General features: G+C 40.4%; 17 protein-coding genes and 1 pseudogene. 6 read left to right on the forward strand and 12 right to left on the reverse strand.

Features of this window, described 5'->3' with window-relative positions:
* Positions 1 to 346 precede the first annotated feature (346 nt).
* Genes H7844_12195 through hslV form a run of 6 tightly spaced genes read right to left on the reverse strand, consistent with a single transcriptional unit; the run spans position 347 to position 5,570 of the window.
* A complete protein-coding gene (locus H7844_12195; GenBank protein ID MEO5358042.1) occupies positions 347 to 742 on the reverse strand; it encodes a response regulator in 396 nt (131 codons plus the stop codon).
* Between the two features lie 15 nt (positions 743 to 757).
* Positions 758 to 2,002, reverse strand: a complete 1,245-nt coding sequence (locus H7844_12200) for a response regulator (GenBank protein ID MEO5358043.1) — start codon at positions 2,000 to 2,002, stop codon at positions 758 to 760.
* 45 nt (positions 2,003 to 2,047) lie between these two features.
* Positions 2,048 to 2,929 carry an acetylglutamate kinase gene (gene argB, locus H7844_12205; GenBank protein ID MEO5358044.1) on the reverse strand — a complete coding sequence of 294 codons (882 nt, stop codon included), beginning with the start codon at positions 2,927 to 2,929 and terminating at the stop codon, positions 2,048 to 2,050.
* Positions 2,930 to 2,948: 19 nt separating this feature from the next.
* The gene (locus H7844_12210; protein MEO5358045.1) at positions 2,949 to 3,707 is read right to left on the reverse strand and encodes a septal ring lytic transglycosylase RlpA family protein; all 759 of its coding nucleotides are present in this window, start codon (positions 3,705 to 3,707) and stop codon (positions 2,949 to 2,951) included.
* Positions 3,704 to 5,044 (reverse strand): ATP-dependent protease ATPase subunit HslU, encoded by a 1,341-nt coding sequence (gene hslU, locus H7844_12215; protein ID MEO5358046.1) that lies wholly within the window; start codon positions 5,042 to 5,044, stop codon positions 3,704 to 3,706. Before hslU ends, H7844_12210 begins: the two co-directional genes overlap by 4 nt.
* Complete coding sequence (hslV, locus tag H7844_12220) at positions 5,037 to 5,570, reverse strand: ATP-dependent protease subunit HslV (protein MEO5358047.1); 534 nt, start codon at positions 5,568 to 5,570, stop codon at positions 5,037 to 5,039. Before hslV ends, hslU begins: the two co-directional genes overlap by 8 nt.
* A 312-nt stretch (positions 5,571 to 5,882) precedes the next feature.
* Here hslV and H7844_12225 point away from each other — a divergent pair, with 312 nt between their 5' ends.
* Positions 5,883 to 6,170, forward strand: a complete 288-nt coding sequence (locus H7844_12225) for a hypothetical protein (protein MEO5358048.1) — start codon at positions 5,883 to 5,885, stop codon at positions 6,168 to 6,170.
* On the opposite strand, the pseudogene H7844_12230 reads toward H7844_12225, so the two are convergent.
* The 4 genes and pseudogenes from H7844_12230 to H7844_12245 form a co-directional block, all read right to left on the reverse strand.
* Positions 6,098 to 6,294, reverse strand: a pseudogene (locus H7844_12230) (SulP family inorganic anion transporter). The gene H7844_12225 and the pseudogene H7844_12230 overlap by 73 nt on opposite strands.
* Positions 6,295 to 6,575: 281 nt before the next feature.
* On the reverse strand, positions 6,576 to 7,214 hold the full coding sequence (locus H7844_12235) for a hypothetical protein (protein MEO5358049.1): 639 nt from the start codon (positions 7,212 to 7,214) through the stop codon (positions 6,576 to 6,578).
* 110 nt (positions 7,215 to 7,324) lie between these two features.
* Positions 7,325 to 7,957 (reverse strand): XRE family transcriptional regulator, encoded by a 633-nt coding sequence (locus tag H7844_12240; GenBank protein MEO5358050.1) that lies wholly within the window; start codon positions 7,955 to 7,957, stop codon positions 7,325 to 7,327.
* A 137-nt stretch (positions 7,958 to 8,094) separates the two neighbouring features.
* Positions 8,095 to 8,424 carry a DMT family protein gene (locus H7844_12245; protein ID MEO5358051.1) on the reverse strand — a complete coding sequence of 110 codons (330 nt, stop codon included), beginning with the start codon at positions 8,422 to 8,424 and terminating at the stop codon, positions 8,095 to 8,097.
* 140 nt (positions 8,425 to 8,564) lie between these two features.
* Here H7844_12245 and H7844_12250 point away from each other — a divergent pair, with 140 nt between their 5' ends.
* From H7844_12250 to H7844_12270, 5 genes are all read left to right on the forward strand, one after another.
* Positions 8,565 to 9,695: a glycosyltransferase family 4 protein gene (locus H7844_12250; protein MEO5358052.1), complete on the forward strand. Its 1,131-nt coding sequence runs from the start codon at positions 8,565 to 8,567 to the stop codon at positions 9,693 to 9,695.
* A 244-nt stretch (positions 9,696 to 9,939) separates the two neighbouring features.
* Positions 9,940 to 10,389 carry a hypothetical protein gene (locus H7844_12255; GenBank protein ID MEO5358053.1) on the forward strand — a complete coding sequence of 150 codons (450 nt, stop codon included), beginning with the start codon at positions 9,940 to 9,942 and terminating at the stop codon, positions 10,387 to 10,389.
* Between the two features lie 415 nt (positions 10,390 to 10,804).
* Complete coding sequence (locus H7844_12260) at positions 10,805 to 11,089, forward strand: cyclic nucleotide-binding domain-containing protein (protein MEO5358054.1); 285 nt, start codon at positions 10,805 to 10,807, stop codon at positions 11,087 to 11,089.
* A gap of 53 nt (positions 11,090 to 11,142) precedes the next feature.
* Complete coding sequence (locus H7844_12265; protein ID MEO5358055.1) at positions 11,143 to 11,511, forward strand: Crp/Fnr family transcriptional regulator; 369 nt, start codon at positions 11,143 to 11,145, stop codon at positions 11,509 to 11,511.
* Positions 11,512 to 11,620: 109 nt separating this feature from the next.
* The gene (locus tag H7844_12270; GenBank protein MEO5358056.1) at positions 11,621 to 13,963 is read left to right on the forward strand and encodes a PAS domain S-box protein; all 2,343 of its coding nucleotides are present in this window, start codon (positions 11,621 to 11,623) and stop codon (positions 13,961 to 13,963) included.
* Between the two features lie 27 nt (positions 13,964 to 13,990).
* Here H7844_12270 and ligA read toward each other — a convergent pair whose 3' ends face one another.
* Entirely contained in the window at positions 13,991 to 16,090 is a 2,100-nt protein-coding gene (ligA, locus tag H7844_12275) for an NAD-dependent DNA ligase LigA (GenBank protein MEO5358057.1), read from the reverse strand.
* Positions 16,087 to 17,217 (reverse strand): glycosyltransferase family 9 protein, encoded by a 1,131-nt coding sequence (locus H7844_12280; GenBank protein MEO5358058.1) that lies wholly within the window; start codon positions 17,215 to 17,217, stop codon positions 16,087 to 16,089. The genes ligA and H7844_12280 overlap by 4 nt, the downstream gene beginning before the upstream one ends.
* Positions 17,218 to 17,241 lie beyond the last annotated feature (24 nt).

Raw genomic sequence — 17,241 nt, forward strand, 5'->3', positions numbered from 1 at the left:
CTACATATTTTTACCGAATATGCCTTTTCTCCTCTGTTTTCAAACCCTTAGACGTTTTGACACTCGGAACTTCCGTTAAAAGAGTCTGCTTCTTAGTTGTTTTCAGGGAACTACCAGTCCCAAACGCAATTTAGCCGGCTACATTTGTGAGGATAACAGCACGGAGGGCCCGGGGAGTAATAAGATTTTGCTTGGGTATTAGAAGTAAAGTAGTACTATAAACCCACGCTCGTGTGCTTTGTCACCGATGACGGTATTTTCGAGGGCGAGTCGGACACAGTGGAGATACACACACAGTCGTGTGCTTTGACGCCCCTCTATATTACTGAGGGGTACAAGGCACAATTTATTTTGTGAATTCATATTTTTTGAGTAAGTCAAGTAATTTGTTTTTGTCTATGGGTTTTACGAGATAATCCGTACATCCCCATTCAAAGGCCTCGTCCTTTTCCTCCTGAAGGTCATATGCAGTGGTCATAATGATTTTAACACTGTTGCTTTCCTCTATGCCGGCCTTTTTCTCAATCTCTCTGATATCCTTAAGGGCCTGCTGACCGTCCATCTCCGGCATCATAATGTCCATACAGATAAGATCATAAGGATGCTCTTCTTTCCATGCGTGGACAAATGCCTCTATCGCCTCCTGGCCGTTTATTGCAACATCACAGTCCCCATATCTTGACAGTATTCTCTGCAATAGTGTTCTGCTTCTAAACTCATCTTCTACCACTAAGGCTTTCATGTGTATACCTCCATATTAATTAGTTTTTCTTTGAAGTTGTACTGTAAACTGAGCGCCTGTATCTGTATTTTTAGCAAATAATTTGCCATTCATATAGTTTTCTATTATCAGTTTAGACATATAAAGGCCTATCCCGATACCATTGTCCTTTGTCGTAAAGTAGGGCTCAAAAATCCTGTCAATTACCGCTTTGGAAATACCACCTCCGGTGTCTGTTATGCTTACACTTATTGAATCAGCCGCCTTGCTGAATTCTATTACGATTTCAGAGTTTTCTATGTGCACTGAGCTGGATATTTTTCTCTTCAGAAGAACTGCATCTTTAGCGTTATTTAATATGCTTAAAATCACTTGCTTAAACTCTCCGGGATAGCCGTCTGCCATGTAGGAGCCTGGTTCAGGAATGCCTCCTTTGGAATCACGGGTTGTTATATATATCTGATTACTTTCAAGCTGTGTTTTCACAAGAGCAATCACATTGTCCAACGCCTCTTTAATGTCAAACACTACCAAAGCATCCGATGGCCTGCAGAAATTGCTGAAATCCGTTATTGTTTTGGACATAAAGTTAAGCTGTTCCATGGTGTCTCTGGACATCTGTTTTATATACAAGTCATTTATTTCACCAAATGAGGAGGCCTCATCAAGGTCCTGAATCAATAACCCGATAACATTTAACGGCTGTCTCCACTGATGGGAAATATTAAACATCATCTCACCCATAGCCGCCAGCTTCGACTGCTGAATTAACATATGCTCCCTGCGTCTGCCCTTTTCCACCTCTTCCTTAACTTTAATCTCCAGATTTCTGTTTAACTCCTCCAACTGGCGTGACTTCTCCCTCAGCTCTCTGTCTGTTCTGTGCTTATAAACAGCCATCTCTATGGCATATCTCAACTCAGTTCTTTCAAAGGGTTTTACCAAATATCCAAAAGGCTCCGACCCCTTTGCCCTCTGAAACGTATGCTCATCCGTATGGGAGGTTAAATACACTACCGGTATGTCGTATAGTTCCCTCAGTTTTTCCGCCGTCTCTATGCCGTCAATCTTACCGCGTAGCACGATGTCCATGAGAACCACGTCAGGTTTGTCCACCTCGGCTTGTTTTAGCGCCTCTTCACCCGAAAGTATAATCGGTAAGACGCTTAACCCCATTTCCTCAAGTATGTTTTGGATATTGGTTGCTATTATCCACTCATCCTCCACAACCATCACACGGGTTCCAATCAAATCATCTCCCTCACTAATTGCATAGTACAAAAAAATACGCCTTTATGCATTATAACACAAAATACTGTTTATATGTCACAACACAATCTCTGTCCCTATGCCCTCCTGAGTAAAGATTTCAAGGAGAAGACAATTAGGGATTCGTCCGTCAATTATATGCGTTTTAACAACGCCGCTTTCCAGTGCCGAGACGCCTGCTCTGACCTTTGGAAGCATACCACCTGTGATTACCCCTTTTGAAGATAACTGTTCTATGTCAGATTTTCTAATCGTTGATATAACATTCTTATCCTGATCTATTATGCCTGGGACATCGGTTAGAATAATCAGTTTTTCAGCTTTCAAGGCCCCTGCAACTGCCGAGGCCACATAGTCGGCATTTATATTTAACGTCTCACCTGTGGCGCTTAACCCAATGGGCGCTATAACAGGCACAAATCCATTTTCCTCCAGAGCTGTCAGTATTGCCGGATTTACCGACTCAACCTCCCCAACCAACCCTATATCCACCACCTCATCAACCCCTGTCTCTGAGCACTTCTTTGTAATAATCTTCTTTGTGGCTCTGAGGAGATTGCCGTCTTTCCCTGTAAGGCCCACGGCATTACCTCCATGAAGGTTGATAAAAGTTACGATTTCCTTGTTTACAATTCCGCCCAGTACCATCTCAACAATGTCCATGGTATCCCTGTCGGTTACTCTGAGTCCCTCCACAAAAACGGGTGACTTGCCGAGTTTTTCCATCGTGCTTGAAATCTTAGGTCCTCCACCGTGCACTATCACCGTGTTTATACCGATGTAATTAAATAAAACTATATCTCGTGCAAAGGCTTCTTTCAGCTCGTCCTTAACCTGTGCCGCTCCCCCATATTTGATTACAAAAGTCTTCTTGTAAAAATTCCGAATATAGGGTAAGGCCTCAATCAGTACCTCGGCTTTTTTTATTAAATCTTCCATTAATCTCCGGTCTGCCGCTTTAGTCATTAGCTATCACAAGGGTATCGTAACCCTCCTCGGCAAGTCCCTTTGCATAGTCTATGGCTTTGGTCTTTTCCTTGTACTTGCCGATGCGTACCCTGTAGATGGTCTTGCCGTCAACTGATATCTGCTTTATGTAAACTCCCTGATACTCAAATTCAAGGGAACTCTTTAGCCGCAGAGCGTTCTGCTGCTCCTGGAAAGCCCCTATCTGAATCGTATAACCGGAAGAGGATGAGGCGGCGGAGGCAACACCATCGGATACCTTTATGTATTTTACATACTTCATGTCCCTGCCCAGATAATCAATTTGTACGGTCATGGTGCCTGGGCCGTAAACTCCCACATTTTTTGCGGCTGAATATGAGAGGTCGAGGTCCCTGCCGGCGATAAAAGGGCCCCTGTCATTGACAATAACCTCAGCAGAGGCTCCCGTGTTAGGGTTTGTAACCCTCAGGATAGTGCCAAAGGGGAGTGTTTTGTGAGCTGCCGTCATTGCATTCATATCATATATTTCACCGGAGGCCGTGGGTTTACCGTGAAAATCAGGACCGTACCACGAGGCCACCATAATTGAACCCTCTCTGACCGGAGATTCCTGAGGCGATGTGGACTTATCCGGTATATAAACGTTTTTTTGATAGTTTTTTGTTGTAGATACCGACTTAGGAGCTGTCGAACAACTGGCAAAAAAGGCCGCAACTATTGTAAAAGTCATCAGAAAAAAAAGAGTTTTCGGCCCGCTCCAATGTATCATAAAATGTATCTGCTTAAATCCTCGTTTTTAACAATATCAGACAACTTGTCAGCCACATATTTTCTGTCAACCACAAGACTGCCGTCTGTAGTATCAGGGGCATCGAAGGAGACATCCTCAAGGAGTTTTTCAAGCACAGTTTGCAACCGTCTTGCTCCTATGTTTTCTGTTTTTTCATTAACCTGTGTGGCTATCTCCGCTATTTCATCAATGGACTCCTCAAGGAATTCAAGTTTGTACTTTTCAGTGGCAAGAAGCGCTACGTACTGTTTTATAAGAGCGTTGCTGGGCTCGGTCAGAATTCTGATAAAATCGCCTTTGCCGAGAGCCTCAAGCTCCACTCTGATAGGAAAGCGTCCCTGGAGCTCAGGAATCAAATCGGATGGCTTGGATACATGAAACGCTCCTGCCGCTATAAAAAGCACGTGATCGGTTTTGACCGGCCCGTGCTTGGTTGTTACAGTTGTGCCTTCTACTATAGGCAATAGGTCTCGCTGCACACCCTCTCGGGAGACGTCAGGGCCGTGAGAGGAGCCCTTTGAGGCTATCTTGTCTATCTCGTCAATAAAGACCATTCCTGTCTGTTCGGTTCTGGTTATGGCCTCTTTGGTTACGGCCTCCATGTCAATCAACTTATTTGCCTCGTCTTTAACAAGCAGTGCAATGGCGTCGGGCACCTTCATTTTCTTCTTTTTAGCCTTCTCAGGCAGAAAACTGCCAAGCATTTCCTTTATGTTTATCTCAAGGTCCTCAAGTCCGATATTTGAAATAACGCCAAATGGCATGACCCTTTCCTTAACGTCAATCTCCACGTACTTTGAGTCAAGTTTTCCATCTCTGAGTTTATCCCTGAATTTTTCCCTTGTCTCGGATTGTTTTTGTTTTTCCTCTAAGGATGGGCTCAGTCCCTTCATACCCTTATAAGTCGGCAAAAGGATATCCAGCATACGCTCCTCCGCCAAAGTGCGGGCACGCTCCTGAATTTTTGTAAAATGCTCATCTTTGACCATATTAACGCCGATTTCAGTTAAATCCCTTATCATAGACTCAACATCCCTGCCGACATAACCGACCTCGGTAAATTTAGACGCCTCAACCTTTATAAAAGGGGCGGCGGCAAGTTTGGCAAGCCGCCTGGCAATTTCAGTTTTCCCGACTCCTGTGGGGCCTATCATTATGATATTTTTAGGGAGCACCTCATCTCGCAGCTCATAAGTAAGTTGCTGCCGTCTCCAGCGGTTTCTCAGAGCTATTGCCACTGCACGCTTTGCGTCTTTCTGCCCTATTATGTACTTGTCGAGTTCTTCTACAATTTTTCTGGGAGTAAGATTATCCATTTAGCTCCTCTGTAGTGATATTTTTATTCGTATAAATGCAGATTTCAGCAGCTATTTCCATAGATTTTTGGGCAATCTCCACGGCGCTTAATGATGTGTTTTCACACAGTGCCCTGGCTGCGGCAAGGGCATAAGAGCCGCCTGAGCCGATAGCCGCTATGCCATGTTCAGGTTCTATGACATCACCTGTACCGGATATAATTAAAGTAGTATCCTTATCGGTAATAAGTAAAAGTGCCTCAAGACGCCTCAATATTTTATCCATACGCCAGTCTTTGGCAAGCTCCACGGCGGCACGAGTCAGATTGCCGCGATAAGTCTCAAGTTTACCCTCAAATTTTTCAAACAACGTAAAAGCATCCGCGGTAGCTCCGGCAAATCCGGCCAGTACCTTATCGTTATACATCCGGCGTAATTTCTTTGCGTTATGCTTTAGCACGGTTGAGCCAAATGTAACCTGTCCGTCCCCTGATATTGCCACCTTTCCGTCCTTCCTTACACATATAATTGTTGTTGCCTCAAACATCTGACCGCCTTCAGTTCATTTTTTACCGGTATGATAAAAAAACCGGTGTCGGCACTTATATTAACAAATTTCCCCTAAAAAAATATGCAAAAAAATAAAAAAATGCTTCTATTGTAATTAGTATTCTGATAAAAATTTGGTTCCTCTTCAAAGGAAGTTCCAAGGCATAAATAGTCTAACGAGTTGAAAATAAAGGCGAAATTAGCAATTTGCCTAAAATAAGCAGCTACGATTAATAGTTTCATATACCTGACAAGTCAGGTGACATTTTTTACCTTTCGGCTATGTGAGAATCAGGCGACGGGGAGGGCCGTGGGGAAGAGACCCCAAACCCCGCAAAGGAAGTTTATAATCTTACCAGCTCAGAGAAAAGCATATATTTCACAGATGCAGGAGCGCAACCATGGCAGCTTTGCTTATAATCCCGCTCCTGCCGGCAGTTTGACCAAGTGCAAAGAGCAGTTTTACGGACTATGGAGAGCGCTTCATGACAGTCCACAGCTCTGCACTCTGTATGCAGGCTTTTTCGCTACAGGGATAGATTCAAGCCGGCTGCAACCAAAAAGAGCTACTGTAACAGGAGGTAAAAAAGATGCATAAAGCCTATAATACGCCGGAAGTCCGGCAAGCTGCGCATAGGCTATATTAAAACCAGCACAGCAGTTACTCCGGAAATAAGATCGGCTCTTAGGGTGGTTGATGTATAGTTTTCAAACCATGCAATAGCGGCATTGCATAATGCGACACTAGTGTCTAATTGCAGAAGTTTGCGATAGTTTTTCAGAGTTATATCCTTTTTATAATGGCTTGCAAAATTTCGTTGTCAATGAGTTTTACCTTTAAGGGCTGAGATTGCCACACCCCTTTGGGGTTCGCAATGACGGCGCTGGGCTGTGCGTTGACGTTTCTATCCGTCATTACGAGGAGCACAGCGACGTGGTAATCTCCTCTTTTAAAAAATTAATCAGAATTATTTGAAATATCTATTATTTTTGCAATTAGACACTAAAATAGCTCTTTTTTGCCTCCACAAAGCGTTATCAGGTGTGACACTGCCGTTGCCACATTTCTTGCCACAGTTTCATTCTTACAGTTGAAGGTTACGTTAATTTCCATAGATTCATGTTTTCTGTATTTACTATCGTAACCATACCCCTCCCTGATTACCTTAATCTTACGCTCATCGTTTTTTGAGCCAACCTGAACTCCGGAGTTATCCTGTCCGGAATACAGAGCACGGCCTATGTGTAAACCATTTCTGACACCCGTGGGGTCCATATCCTTTAATGGTATAATCGTCTTTATCCTTGACGAATCTTTCTCACCAAATTTTCCCTCCTCTGCCAGAAGTATTATGTTACAGTCCTCAATATACACTCTGTCTTTAATTTTGCCGTCAAAGTATGTCATATTATCGCATCTTTCCGTTATATAAGCACTTGTGTATTCTTTTGAGCGCTTAGGGCCTTCAGTGTCCTTCAAATCTTTTGTGGCGGATTCGCTTGGTTGTAATATATCAGGTGCGATGGTACTGTCCTCAGCAAACACATATGTTGAAAGGTAAGAAAATGCAAACAAGATAACCACTAACCAAAGAAATCCTTTCAACTTATAAGTTTTCGGAAAATTTTGCTGTTTTCTCATTGTATCTCCTCTGAACATATGTTTTTACCTCTATATTTTAGTTTAAGTTGTTTTATATATTTAAGCTCAATGCAAAAGGCATAAATGTTTTTACTAAAAGCCTAAAAATTTTATTGGTACAATACCAGTTTTGCTTCTATTTTTCCTAAAACGGAGAGGGCATGTTTGTCATCACTGCTTATTGCAATGTCATCATATTCCACATTCACAGCTTTAAGTACTATTGTATCATCATAAAATTTAATTTTTCTGAATAATGTATTGCCTGCGTAGCGGACAATAACAAAATCACCTGTTGAAGGTTTTTCTAATGGTGACACAATAACAATGTTACCGTCTTTAAACTCAGGTGACATACTGTTACCTTCTACCTTGACAGCAAAAACAGTTTCGTTCTCAGAGTCGTAAGATATTCTCCCGTCTGCGTAATCGGTCCTGAAAACATCTACCACATGTTCACAATCAACTAGCTTCTGCCATGAAAGAAGGGGAATATCCTTTGCTCTCTTTATCTTTGCTTTAGAGATTACATTTCCAGTGTAGAACTTCTCCGCCGGAATATCAAGGGCCTGTGCTATACGCAACACATTTTTTTTTCCAAAACCACGCTTGCCCGTCATATAAGCGTTTAGATTCTGCGGCATTACACCTATCATACCCGCCAGTTCCTTCTGTTTTATATCACGCTGCTGAAGAATCCGCACGATTTTCTTTCTGATTTTTTCGTCTATCCCTGTTACCACAACATCCTCACTGACATACCGGCTCAGAACAATAAAAACTTATCCATATAAATACAGTATTCTTATTATATTATAAATTGTGCTTTTTTTCAAGTTTTATAGTTTTAATAATTATTTTTATATGGACAGCTGTATGCTTACCACTTCTTAAAAACAAAAAAAACTGCGGCTACAATAAAGACAAACCCCACTATATAGTTCCATTTCAGGTCTTCTCTCAAATAAAAAACAGAGAACACACAAAAAACCACCAGAGTTATTACCTCCTGCATGGTTTTAAGCTCTGCGGCGGTGAACTGCCCGTGGCCTGTCCGGTTAGCAGGCACTTGAAAACAATATTCCGCAAAAGCAATAAACCAGCTTATTAATATAACTTTAAAAAGCGGGATTTGTTTATACCTAAGATGGCCATACCATGCAAAAGTCATAAAAATGTTGGATATTGTCAAAAGTATAATTGTTTTCATTTGTTATCTGCCTTTATTTTGATTTTTCAGGCTATATCACATGAGATAGTATAAATGATTATATTAGTTAAATGCTTATATTTCGCAGAAATGTTAAAATACGAGAACAACCACTTATGTTAAAAAACAATATAAGAGTTTTGATTACCTGGCATGCTGCCACAGAGAGCTTATACAGAAAGCTGATAGCTGAGCTTGTCTTAAAAGGAGTTACCGTAAAAGCCATAATCCCTGCATGGTGGGATGAGGGCGGCAAAAAAACTGTCTTTGAAAAAACGCAGCATGACAATTATGAAATAATGTCAGTTCCCACAATGTTTACAAACCATATAAGGGCTTTTTTTTATCCTGATGTTTTGAGAATTTACAGAGAAATTGCAGACTTTAAACCTGACATCGTCCACATTATGGAAGAGCCCTTCTCTTTAGCCGCCTTTGAGTTTCTTATGATTTCAAAACTCTTAAAGCCACAGGTAAAAACCATTTTATATTCATTTGAAAACATAGATTTTAAACAGAAATTCCCTTATTCATATTTTCAGTCCAATAATTTAAAAAATGCCGATGCCATAACAGTTGTTCCGGCAGAGAGTGTCGCTATATGGGAAAACCGTGGTTTTAAACGTAAAATCTATGTGATTCCACTAGGGTTTGATACAACGTTGTACGAAAAAAACATTGGGATAAATATGCCGGATTTGATTCATAGCGCTAAGGATGCCTTTAAAATCGGCTATGCCGGAAGGCTTACCCCTGAAAAGGGTATTGAGAGCCTTTTAAAGGCTGTTTCCATCTTAAAACACAGAGGCAATAACTGTGTGCTCTTTGTAGCCGGAGGTGGTGGCCATAAGAGTGTTTTGCAAAAAAAAGCAGCAGAGCTTGGTATTAATGATTTAGTTTTTTTTATTGATGCACTAGGTCAGAGAGAAATGCCTGCGTTTTACAATTCACTTGATGTTTTTGTACTGCCATCATTGACATCCACACGGTGGAAGGAGCAGTTTGGACGTGTCATCATTGAATCCATGGCCTCAAAGACGCCGGTTATCGGTTCATCCTCAGGAGAGATACCTGCTGTTATAGGAAATGCAGGGCTTGTCTTTAGAGAAGGTGATGCCGTCAATCTGGCCGGCACGATACAAAAACTTATGGATGATAAAGTGCTCAGAGCAGAGCTTTCACTGGCTGGCCACAAAAAAGCATATGAGAAATACACATGGTCAGGGGTTGCTGAGAGCTACGTAAAAGTATATGAAGAGCTTTTATCCTGAGCAAATGCAAAGCAGAGTGTGCACATAAACGGAGATTTGATGAGATTTCATACCAAGTAGCAGTCAAAAGAGTAACGAGGCGGCTGGGAACAAGTGACACCTTCCCTTACAGGGGAATCCCCTTTAAGGGAAGGTGTCAAGGAGCTTTCGAACAAGCCAACAAAGTTAATCGAATGAATGCTACTTGGTATCAGCCATTACGCTAAAATTCCATCTGTATTTGTTATAATAGCTTACAAAGCCTATGAAGAAGGATGATAAAACAGGTGTTCCAAATTCATATATAAAGGATTTTTTAAGCGCTGATACACTGTCGGCTTTACGGAAGGTTAAATCTCTGGTAACTTTTACCGCCGATAAAGTTGGTGATATAACCGGATTTGCAGGGGAAATTCTCACAGGTACTCACAGAGATATTATAGATAAAAAGGTAGAGGGCGGCGTTGAGGATATTATGAGCTATGCCGGATACTGTATATCAGACGTTGCAGTCGGAGCGTTAATGGATGATGCGCGCAATAGCGCACTGCTTGCCGTTACTTATTTTAAACTGGATGACTTTGTTGATGACGGCGTTGATGATGTCTTTAATTTTGCCTGCGAAATAGAGGATTTTGTTAAGGAAACCCACCTTCCTCCCACTCCCTGTTGCTACCTGATTAGCACTGTCTGCAATAAATTAAATAAACCCTGATGTTTGAGCGGTTTTAACAATAATCTGTGTTTTATCTGCTGTTTCCAAATACTGTTCTTTTTGTATTGAAACGGATGTTTCTGTAAAATATGGTTAGTGTATAGTATCTAATACCAGGCTGCATTCATTCGATTAACTTTGTTGGCATCGTCGAAAGCTCCTTGTGGTAGAGCGATTGCCTGCTTTATGCTTGGTTATTGAGCTTTTAAGCGATATTGAGTAGCGGCTAAATACTATTCATAAATCTATTTTTTAAATAGCTTGTAGATTTTTTAATATAATGTTATTTTAAATGATAGTATTGGGGAGTATATTGACCCCATATGGTAGTGGACATGTAGAAGAGGTAGAGGTTGTCTTGACTTTTGGGGAGCATTACAAATTTAAAATTGTTTAGTTGAATGAGGTAATGATTGTGAACATTAACAAACTTGATGAGGTAAAAGAAATATCGGAACTACTAAGAGAGGTAAGTTTCTTTTCTTCCTTTTCTGACGTTGGAATGAAGATGTTGGCAAAAAAAATACAAATAAGGCATATGCATAAAAGCGAGGAATTTCTCCATTGTGATACAGAGAATTTTTTCATGTACATAATCCTCCAAGGGAAAGTGAAAATTTATAGAATAAACTCTGAAGGAAAAGCCATTACACTTGCTATTAGGCAAGAAGGGGATTATTTCGGAGAAATATCAATATAGACGGTTTAACCACTTGCGCTACAGTTTGCGCAATGGAAAATTCAACGGTTGTGATGATCAGTAAAGATATATTTTGGGAACTGTTGTATTCGGATAAGAGCTTTTTGACAAGTTTGGTTAAAGAGATGTGTTCAAGAATTCGTGAAAGTACTGAATTGGTAGAGAGATTGACTTATAACAAAGCACATCAGAGGGTTAAGCTGTTATTTATGAAATATGCATTAAGTCAAAATAAGAGCAACGATAATGGCACTCCTATATTATTGAAGATACCACTAACCCATCAGGATATTGCCGATATGACGGGGCTTACACGAGAGACTGTCTCAGCAGCACTGATTGATATGAAGAACAACGGTGAAATAAGCAGCGTGAAGAGTAAAATCTATAAATTAAATCCGCCTTTTTTTGAGAATTTGTAAGTGTGAGTACAGAGATTTATTATTCAATAATCATATTATTAATCAACAAGATTATCAAAGAATAAATAAACACTTCATTTCTTGTTTTTTTTGAAAGGAGGGGACGCAGGTGAAGCATAAACATAATAATGATGATTTACAATTTGCATATAATTTTCTAAAAGAAAGGTACGACAAATTAGTTAAATCCGTCACTGGTTATGTTTATACTATAGAAATAGACGATATCGGTAATATCCACACTACTCATGGGCCGGGATGCGAAACAATAACAGGATACACCTCACAAAATTATGAAGACAATCCATTCCTGTGGGTGCAAATGATACATGATGATGATAAAGATATTGTATTAAAAAACATAGATGATATTGATAAAGGACACTACATAGAGCCGTTTGAACACCGAATAATACATAAAAATGGTTCAATTCGGTGGATAAGAAATACTCTTATATCTGATTGCGCTAAGGACAAAAAAATCATAAACCACGGTATCATTACAGACATTACTGAGAGAAAGCAAGCAGAGGATAAGCTGCGTGAAAACTATAATTTTATCAAAACCGTAATAGACGGGGTTCATTCGCTAATATATGCTAAAGATATAGATGGCAGATACATATTAGTCAATGATGCGCTATGTAAGTTTCTTGGAAAGCAGAGAGATGACATAATAGGCAGAACCGTTAAAGATATATTTCCTTTTGAGGATGCACAGATTATGGAAGAAGTGGATTCTGATGTTTTCCAAAACGGTATCCCACATTCTTTTGTGATTGATATCAAACATAACGATAGAACATATACATTTTTAACAAATAAGACTTTGTATAAAGATAAAGATGACAATATTAAAGGTATTATTGGAGTTTCCCATGATATCACACTATTAAAACAAAAGGAGGAAAAAGAGAAATCATTTTTAGAAGAAATGAAGCTGTTAATAAATAATCTGCCTATAGGTGTCGCATATATTGACAGGGACTTTAATATTTTGGAACTTAATAAATATTCATGCAAAGTGCTGGAACTGCCGGAAGAAGGCTTTATCAACAAAAAGTGCTATGATTTGTATGGAGAATATGCCCATGACACCTTAAAACAAGGTAAAGACAAAATTTGTAGTTACTGTAAAGTAACAGAATGCTTAAACGATAAAAAAAGTATAACCTACGAATCGAAATATAAAAATATGTATGTAAGAAAAACACTAATACCGGAGTATGATAAAAACGGCGAAATAACACGCATTCTGGAAATAGTGGTGGACATTACCGATTATTTGACAAAGGAGCTATTGGAGACAATAGCTCAAGGCATTACAGATGAAATAATGCTTATAGATAATAACTATAGAATTTTATGGGCTAATAAATCGATGTTGTTAAACCATAGTTATAAGATAGATGACTTAATCGGTATGTGTTGCTACAATGCTATTCATCACAGAGATTCTGAATGTAATTCTCCACAACATCCATGTCCCTTAAAAGACGACCATAAAAATGTGATTCATGAGCATATCGATAAAGACGGAACAAAACATTATGTTGAAATATCACTATATCCTATAAGCAATGGACATATTAAAAAATATGTCCATATCAGCAAAGATATAACGGAACGTGTTATAGCAGAAGAAACAATAAAGGAACTAAATAGAACCCTTGAAAAAAGGGTGCTTGAGGAATTACAAAAAAATAGAGAAAAAGAGCAGATGTTAGTACAAAAATCAAAAATGGCAACTATGGGAGAAATGATTGGGATGGTATCTCATCAGTGGAAGCAGCCATTGAATGCGTTGTCTCTGATAATACAAGACATAGGAGATGTTTATAAATTTGGAGAACTAACCAAAGAATATATGGATAATCAACTTTCGACATCAATTAAGCAAATAAAATTTATGGCAAAAACCATAGATGGTTTCAGAGATTTTTTTAAACCCTTAAAAACAAAAATAATTTTTGATGTGAAAAGTGCAATAGAAGAACTACTTTCAATGTTTATTCAGATGTTTAGCTCAGAATATATCGATATTCGAATTGAAGCGAAAGAGGGTGCAATAACTTCTGCGTATGGCTATCCAAATGAATTCAAACAGGTTTTACTTAATATTTTAAATAATTCTAAAGATGCTATATTGGCAAAAAGAAGCTCCGGCAATAAAATTAAGGGACAAATAGATATAAATATCACTAATGACGATGAAAGAGAGCACATAATAATTTATATCAATGATAATGGTGGAGGTATTCCGGTGGAAATAATAGACAGGATATTTGACCATTATTTTACAACAAAGGAATCTGAAGGCACCGGCATAGGTCTCTTCATTTCAAAAACCATAATAGAGACACGCATGGGTGGTAGTTTGACTGTTAGTAATATCGATGGTGGTGCTGAGTTTCTGATAAATCTAAATGTGCATAAAACGGAGATTGTTTAATATCATGGTGTTTTAGCTCAAAAATTTTTATTCTGTATTCAACAGTTTAAGAAATTCCTCATATGTTATTATTTTAACACCAAGTTTTTTAGCCTTGTCATATTTACTCCCCGGGCCGTTGCCTGCTATTACATATGAGGTCTCTTTGGATACCGACGATGCTGCTCTCCCCCCGCTCTCTGCTATCAATGACTCCAATGCTTTGCGCTCTACCGGCAGTGTGCCGGTTAGTACAAACTTTAAACCATCAAGCGCTCCGGCAGTGTTGCCGGATAGCCCAGGCTGCTGAGCGCCGGCTGTGCCGTTGACTTTACTCTTATAATCAGGATTTGTTAATTCAAGCCCCATACTTAATATTTCATCTATGGTTTGAATATTCTTTTCATCATTAAAAAAATCTGAAATGCTCCCAGCTATGATTTTCCCCAGACCCTCTATATCAACAAGTGCCTCCTGCTTTATGTAAAACAGTTTATCTATAGTTTCGAAATGCCCAGACAGCAGCCTTGTAACATACTCCCCTGCATGTCTTATTCCAAGGGCATAGAGAAACTTAGCCAGCGTTGTTTTTTTACTGTTTTCTATGGAGATAAACAGATTCTCCACCGACTTTTCAGCAAACCCCTGAAGCCCATATATCTTAAGCGCTTCCAATTTATAGATATCAGTAATTGACCTGATAAGCCCTTTTTCATAAAACATCTCTATTGTTTTTTTCCCCAGTCCCTCAATATTCATCGCTGCTCTTGACACATAGTGCTTAAGGACCCCCACAGCCTGTGCGCTGCAATTAAGCCCGATACACCGGTAGGCCACAGCAGTGGTAGTTTTTTCCGTCTCAGATTTAGAGAAATCATCATCCGTATCATCAAAGCCTCCGCTACGTACCACCTTAGAGCCGCATACCGGGCAGTCAGATGGTGGAGGGAGTACATCCCCTCTGTCGGCGCTCTCAGTGTAAAGAACCTCCACAACATGTGGTATCACATCCCCCGCTCTTTCCACTACAACCGTATCCCCGCAGCGGATATCCTTTCGTCTTATTTCATCCCAGTTATGTAACGTTGACCGCGATACCGTGACCCCTCCGATTGATACAGGATTTAACACCGCAACAGGAGTCAGCACCCCTGTCCTGCCGACACTTACAATTATATCTGTTATTTTTGTGATACCCCTGTGCGCCTGGTATTTAAATGCTATCGCCCAGCGGGGCTCTTTTGTCCGCTGCCCAAGAGCCTCTCTGAGTTTAAAGTCATTAACCTTAATTACAGCACCGTCTATATCAAACGGCAGCGACTCACGAATTTTCCCGATATTCTTAACTACCTCAACAGCTTTTTCTATGTTTGGCGCCACCTCAAAAATGTATGGAGCTGGAAAGAGGTTTTCTTTTAACCATGTAACAAGCCCATCCTGAGTAGTAAACAGCATTGCAGGAACAAAGCCCAGCCCGTAGCAGGCAATTTGTAGCTTTCTCTGAGCCGTGATATTAGGATCCAGTTGTCTGACAGCACCGGCTGCTGCATTGCGGGGGTTAGCAAAGGGCTGCTCTCCCTGAGCCGTTCTGAGAGCGTTTAATTTGATGAAATCATCTTTTTTCATAAAGATTTCACCCCTGATTTCTATCTCCTGAGGTACACTATGGCCCGCAATTTTCAGGGGAACTGCCTTTATGGTTTTAATGTTTTGTGTTACATCCTCACCAACATAACCATCCCCGCGGGTTGAGGCTCTCACAAGAGTGCCGTTTTCATAAGCTAACTCCACGGCAAGGCCGTCGTACTTCACCTCCACACTGTAGCAAATATCGTTGGAAGTCTCCAGTAATCTCTTAACCCGCCTGTCAAACTCCAGCGCCTCTTCAAATGAAAAGGTATCGTCAAGTGAAAGCATCGGTACCCTGTGCTGTACTTTTTCAAACCTTTCCAGCGGTTTCCCGCCAACCCTCTCAGTTGGAGAATCAGACGGCACATAGCCGTACTTTGCCAGCAGCTCCTTTAGCCTGCCATACATCAGGTCATATTGCGCGTCGCTTATCTCAGGCTCATCCAGCACATAATACCGGTAGCAATGGTGATTGAGCTCTTTAACAAGTTGATCGATTTCAGCTCTTATGTCTGTCATGAGTGACTCATAACAGCAGCTAAATCTTTCATGCAATCCATATCCTTACAACCGTTTAAGCACGGTGAACACTCAATGTCCTTTCTTATAATCACCACGTTGTCTCCTAAAGGCCGCCACTGTGCGATGTCATTAATACCCCCACAAAACACTATCGTCTTTACCCCTGCACAGGCGCCGATATGAGCGCTGAGTGATTCCACCGTAAACACACACGCAGCCCTCTTATACAAGAGGTATAATTCTTTTATGTTCAACTTTCCCATAAGGTTGACGGCATCTCTTTTTCTCTGTATCTCTGAAAAGTACGGCATCTCAGAGCTTGTGCCGGTAAAGACTACCGAATATTTCATATCAATTTTTTCTATTATCCCGGTCCATGACTTAGCCGGTAAGAGTTTTCTTCTGTCCCCTGCCCCGGGATGAATCACAACAAACGGGCCTCCAATCTCGCTGTCAATTAATTTGGCAACTCGTGCTTCCTCCGCCTCCTCTGTGTAAAGCTCATAGCGAAATCTGTTTGCATCTCCGGCAATGCCGGCCGCTCTTAACACCTCAAGATAGTGTTCCACCTCATGCACTCCAGCTCTCCACACGGCCTTAGAGTCTAATAAAGCACTAAAGCCTCCGGTTGGATGTCCTGCGATGTACTTAACGCCTCCCAGCCTCAGAAGTGTGATTAGATTGCCGCCATAAGCTCTCAGCACAAAAGCTGCATCGTATTTTTCGTATCTTAACATGGCAAGTGCTTTTAAGAAACCATATGTGTGCCTGAGAAATTTTGCAGGAAAACTCACCTTGTCTCTGTTTAACATAAAGTGGTCCAGCTGTATGATTTTCCTAATATAATGGTTTCCGGTTAATATCTCAACTGACCAGCTTCCGCAAATTACGTCAATCCGGCAGAAAGGATACGTGTTTTTAATAAACGGTAGTATGGAGGTCATCATTAAAACATCTCCGGCATGGTCTGGTTTTACAATAAGGATTTTATTAATGTTATCAGGTTTTGACCGTTTTTTAAAAAAAGAGTGTGTCAGTAAATCAAGCAGTTTTAACAACAAGACCGCCTTTTTATTTAAGTATAGGTAACCGGCGGTAAGAGGTTCTTTTTGGGTTTTTGACATATTACTCAGGCACTCTGTAGCCGC

This window comes from Nitrospirae bacterium YQR-1 (assembly GCA_039908095.1).
Taxonomy (GTDB): Bacteria; Nitrospirota; Thermodesulfovibrionia; order Thermodesulfovibrionales; family Magnetobacteriaceae; genus Magnetomonas.

Bases quoted from the DNA above. Each gene is read 5' to 3' on its own strand.
- H7844_12210 (MEO5358045.1), bottom strand. From the start codon at position 3,707: ATGATACATTGGAGCGGGCCGAAAACTCTTTTTTTTCTGATGACTTTT.
- H7844_12265 (MEO5358055.1), top strand. From the start codon at position 11,143: ATGATCAGTAAAGATATATTTTGGGAACTGTTGTATTCGGATAAGAGC.
- hslV (MEO5358047.1), bottom strand. From the start codon at position 5,570: ATGTTTGAGGCAACAACAATTATATGTGTAAGGAAGGACGGAAAGGTG.
- H7844_12195 (MEO5358042.1), bottom strand. From the start codon at position 742: ATGAAAGCCTTAGTGGTAGAAGATGAGTTTAGAAGCAGAACACTATTG.
- ligA (MEO5358057.1), bottom strand. From the start codon at position 16,090: ATGACAGACATAAGAGCTGAAATCGATCAACTTGTTAAAGAGCTCAAT.
- argB (MEO5358044.1), bottom strand. From the start codon at position 2,929: ATGGAAGATTTAATAAAAAAAGCCGAGGTACTGATTGAGGCCTTACCC.
- H7844_12255 (MEO5358053.1), top strand. From the start codon at position 9,940: ATGAAGAAGGATGATAAAACAGGTGTTCCAAATTCATATATAAAGGAT.
- H7844_12235 (MEO5358049.1), bottom strand. From the start codon at position 7,214: ATGAGAAAACAGCAAAATTTTCCGAAAACTTATAAGTTGAAAGGATTT.
- hslU (MEO5358046.1), bottom strand. From the start codon at position 5,044: ATGGATAATCTTACTCCCAGAAAAATTGTAGAAGAACTCGACAAGTAC.
- H7844_12245 (MEO5358051.1), bottom strand. From the start codon at position 8,424: ATGAAAACAATTATACTTTTGACAATATCCAACATTTTTATGACTTTT.
- H7844_12280 (MEO5358058.1), bottom strand. From the start codon at position 17,217: ATGTCAAAAACCCAAAAAGAACCTCTTACCGCCGGTTACCTATACTTA.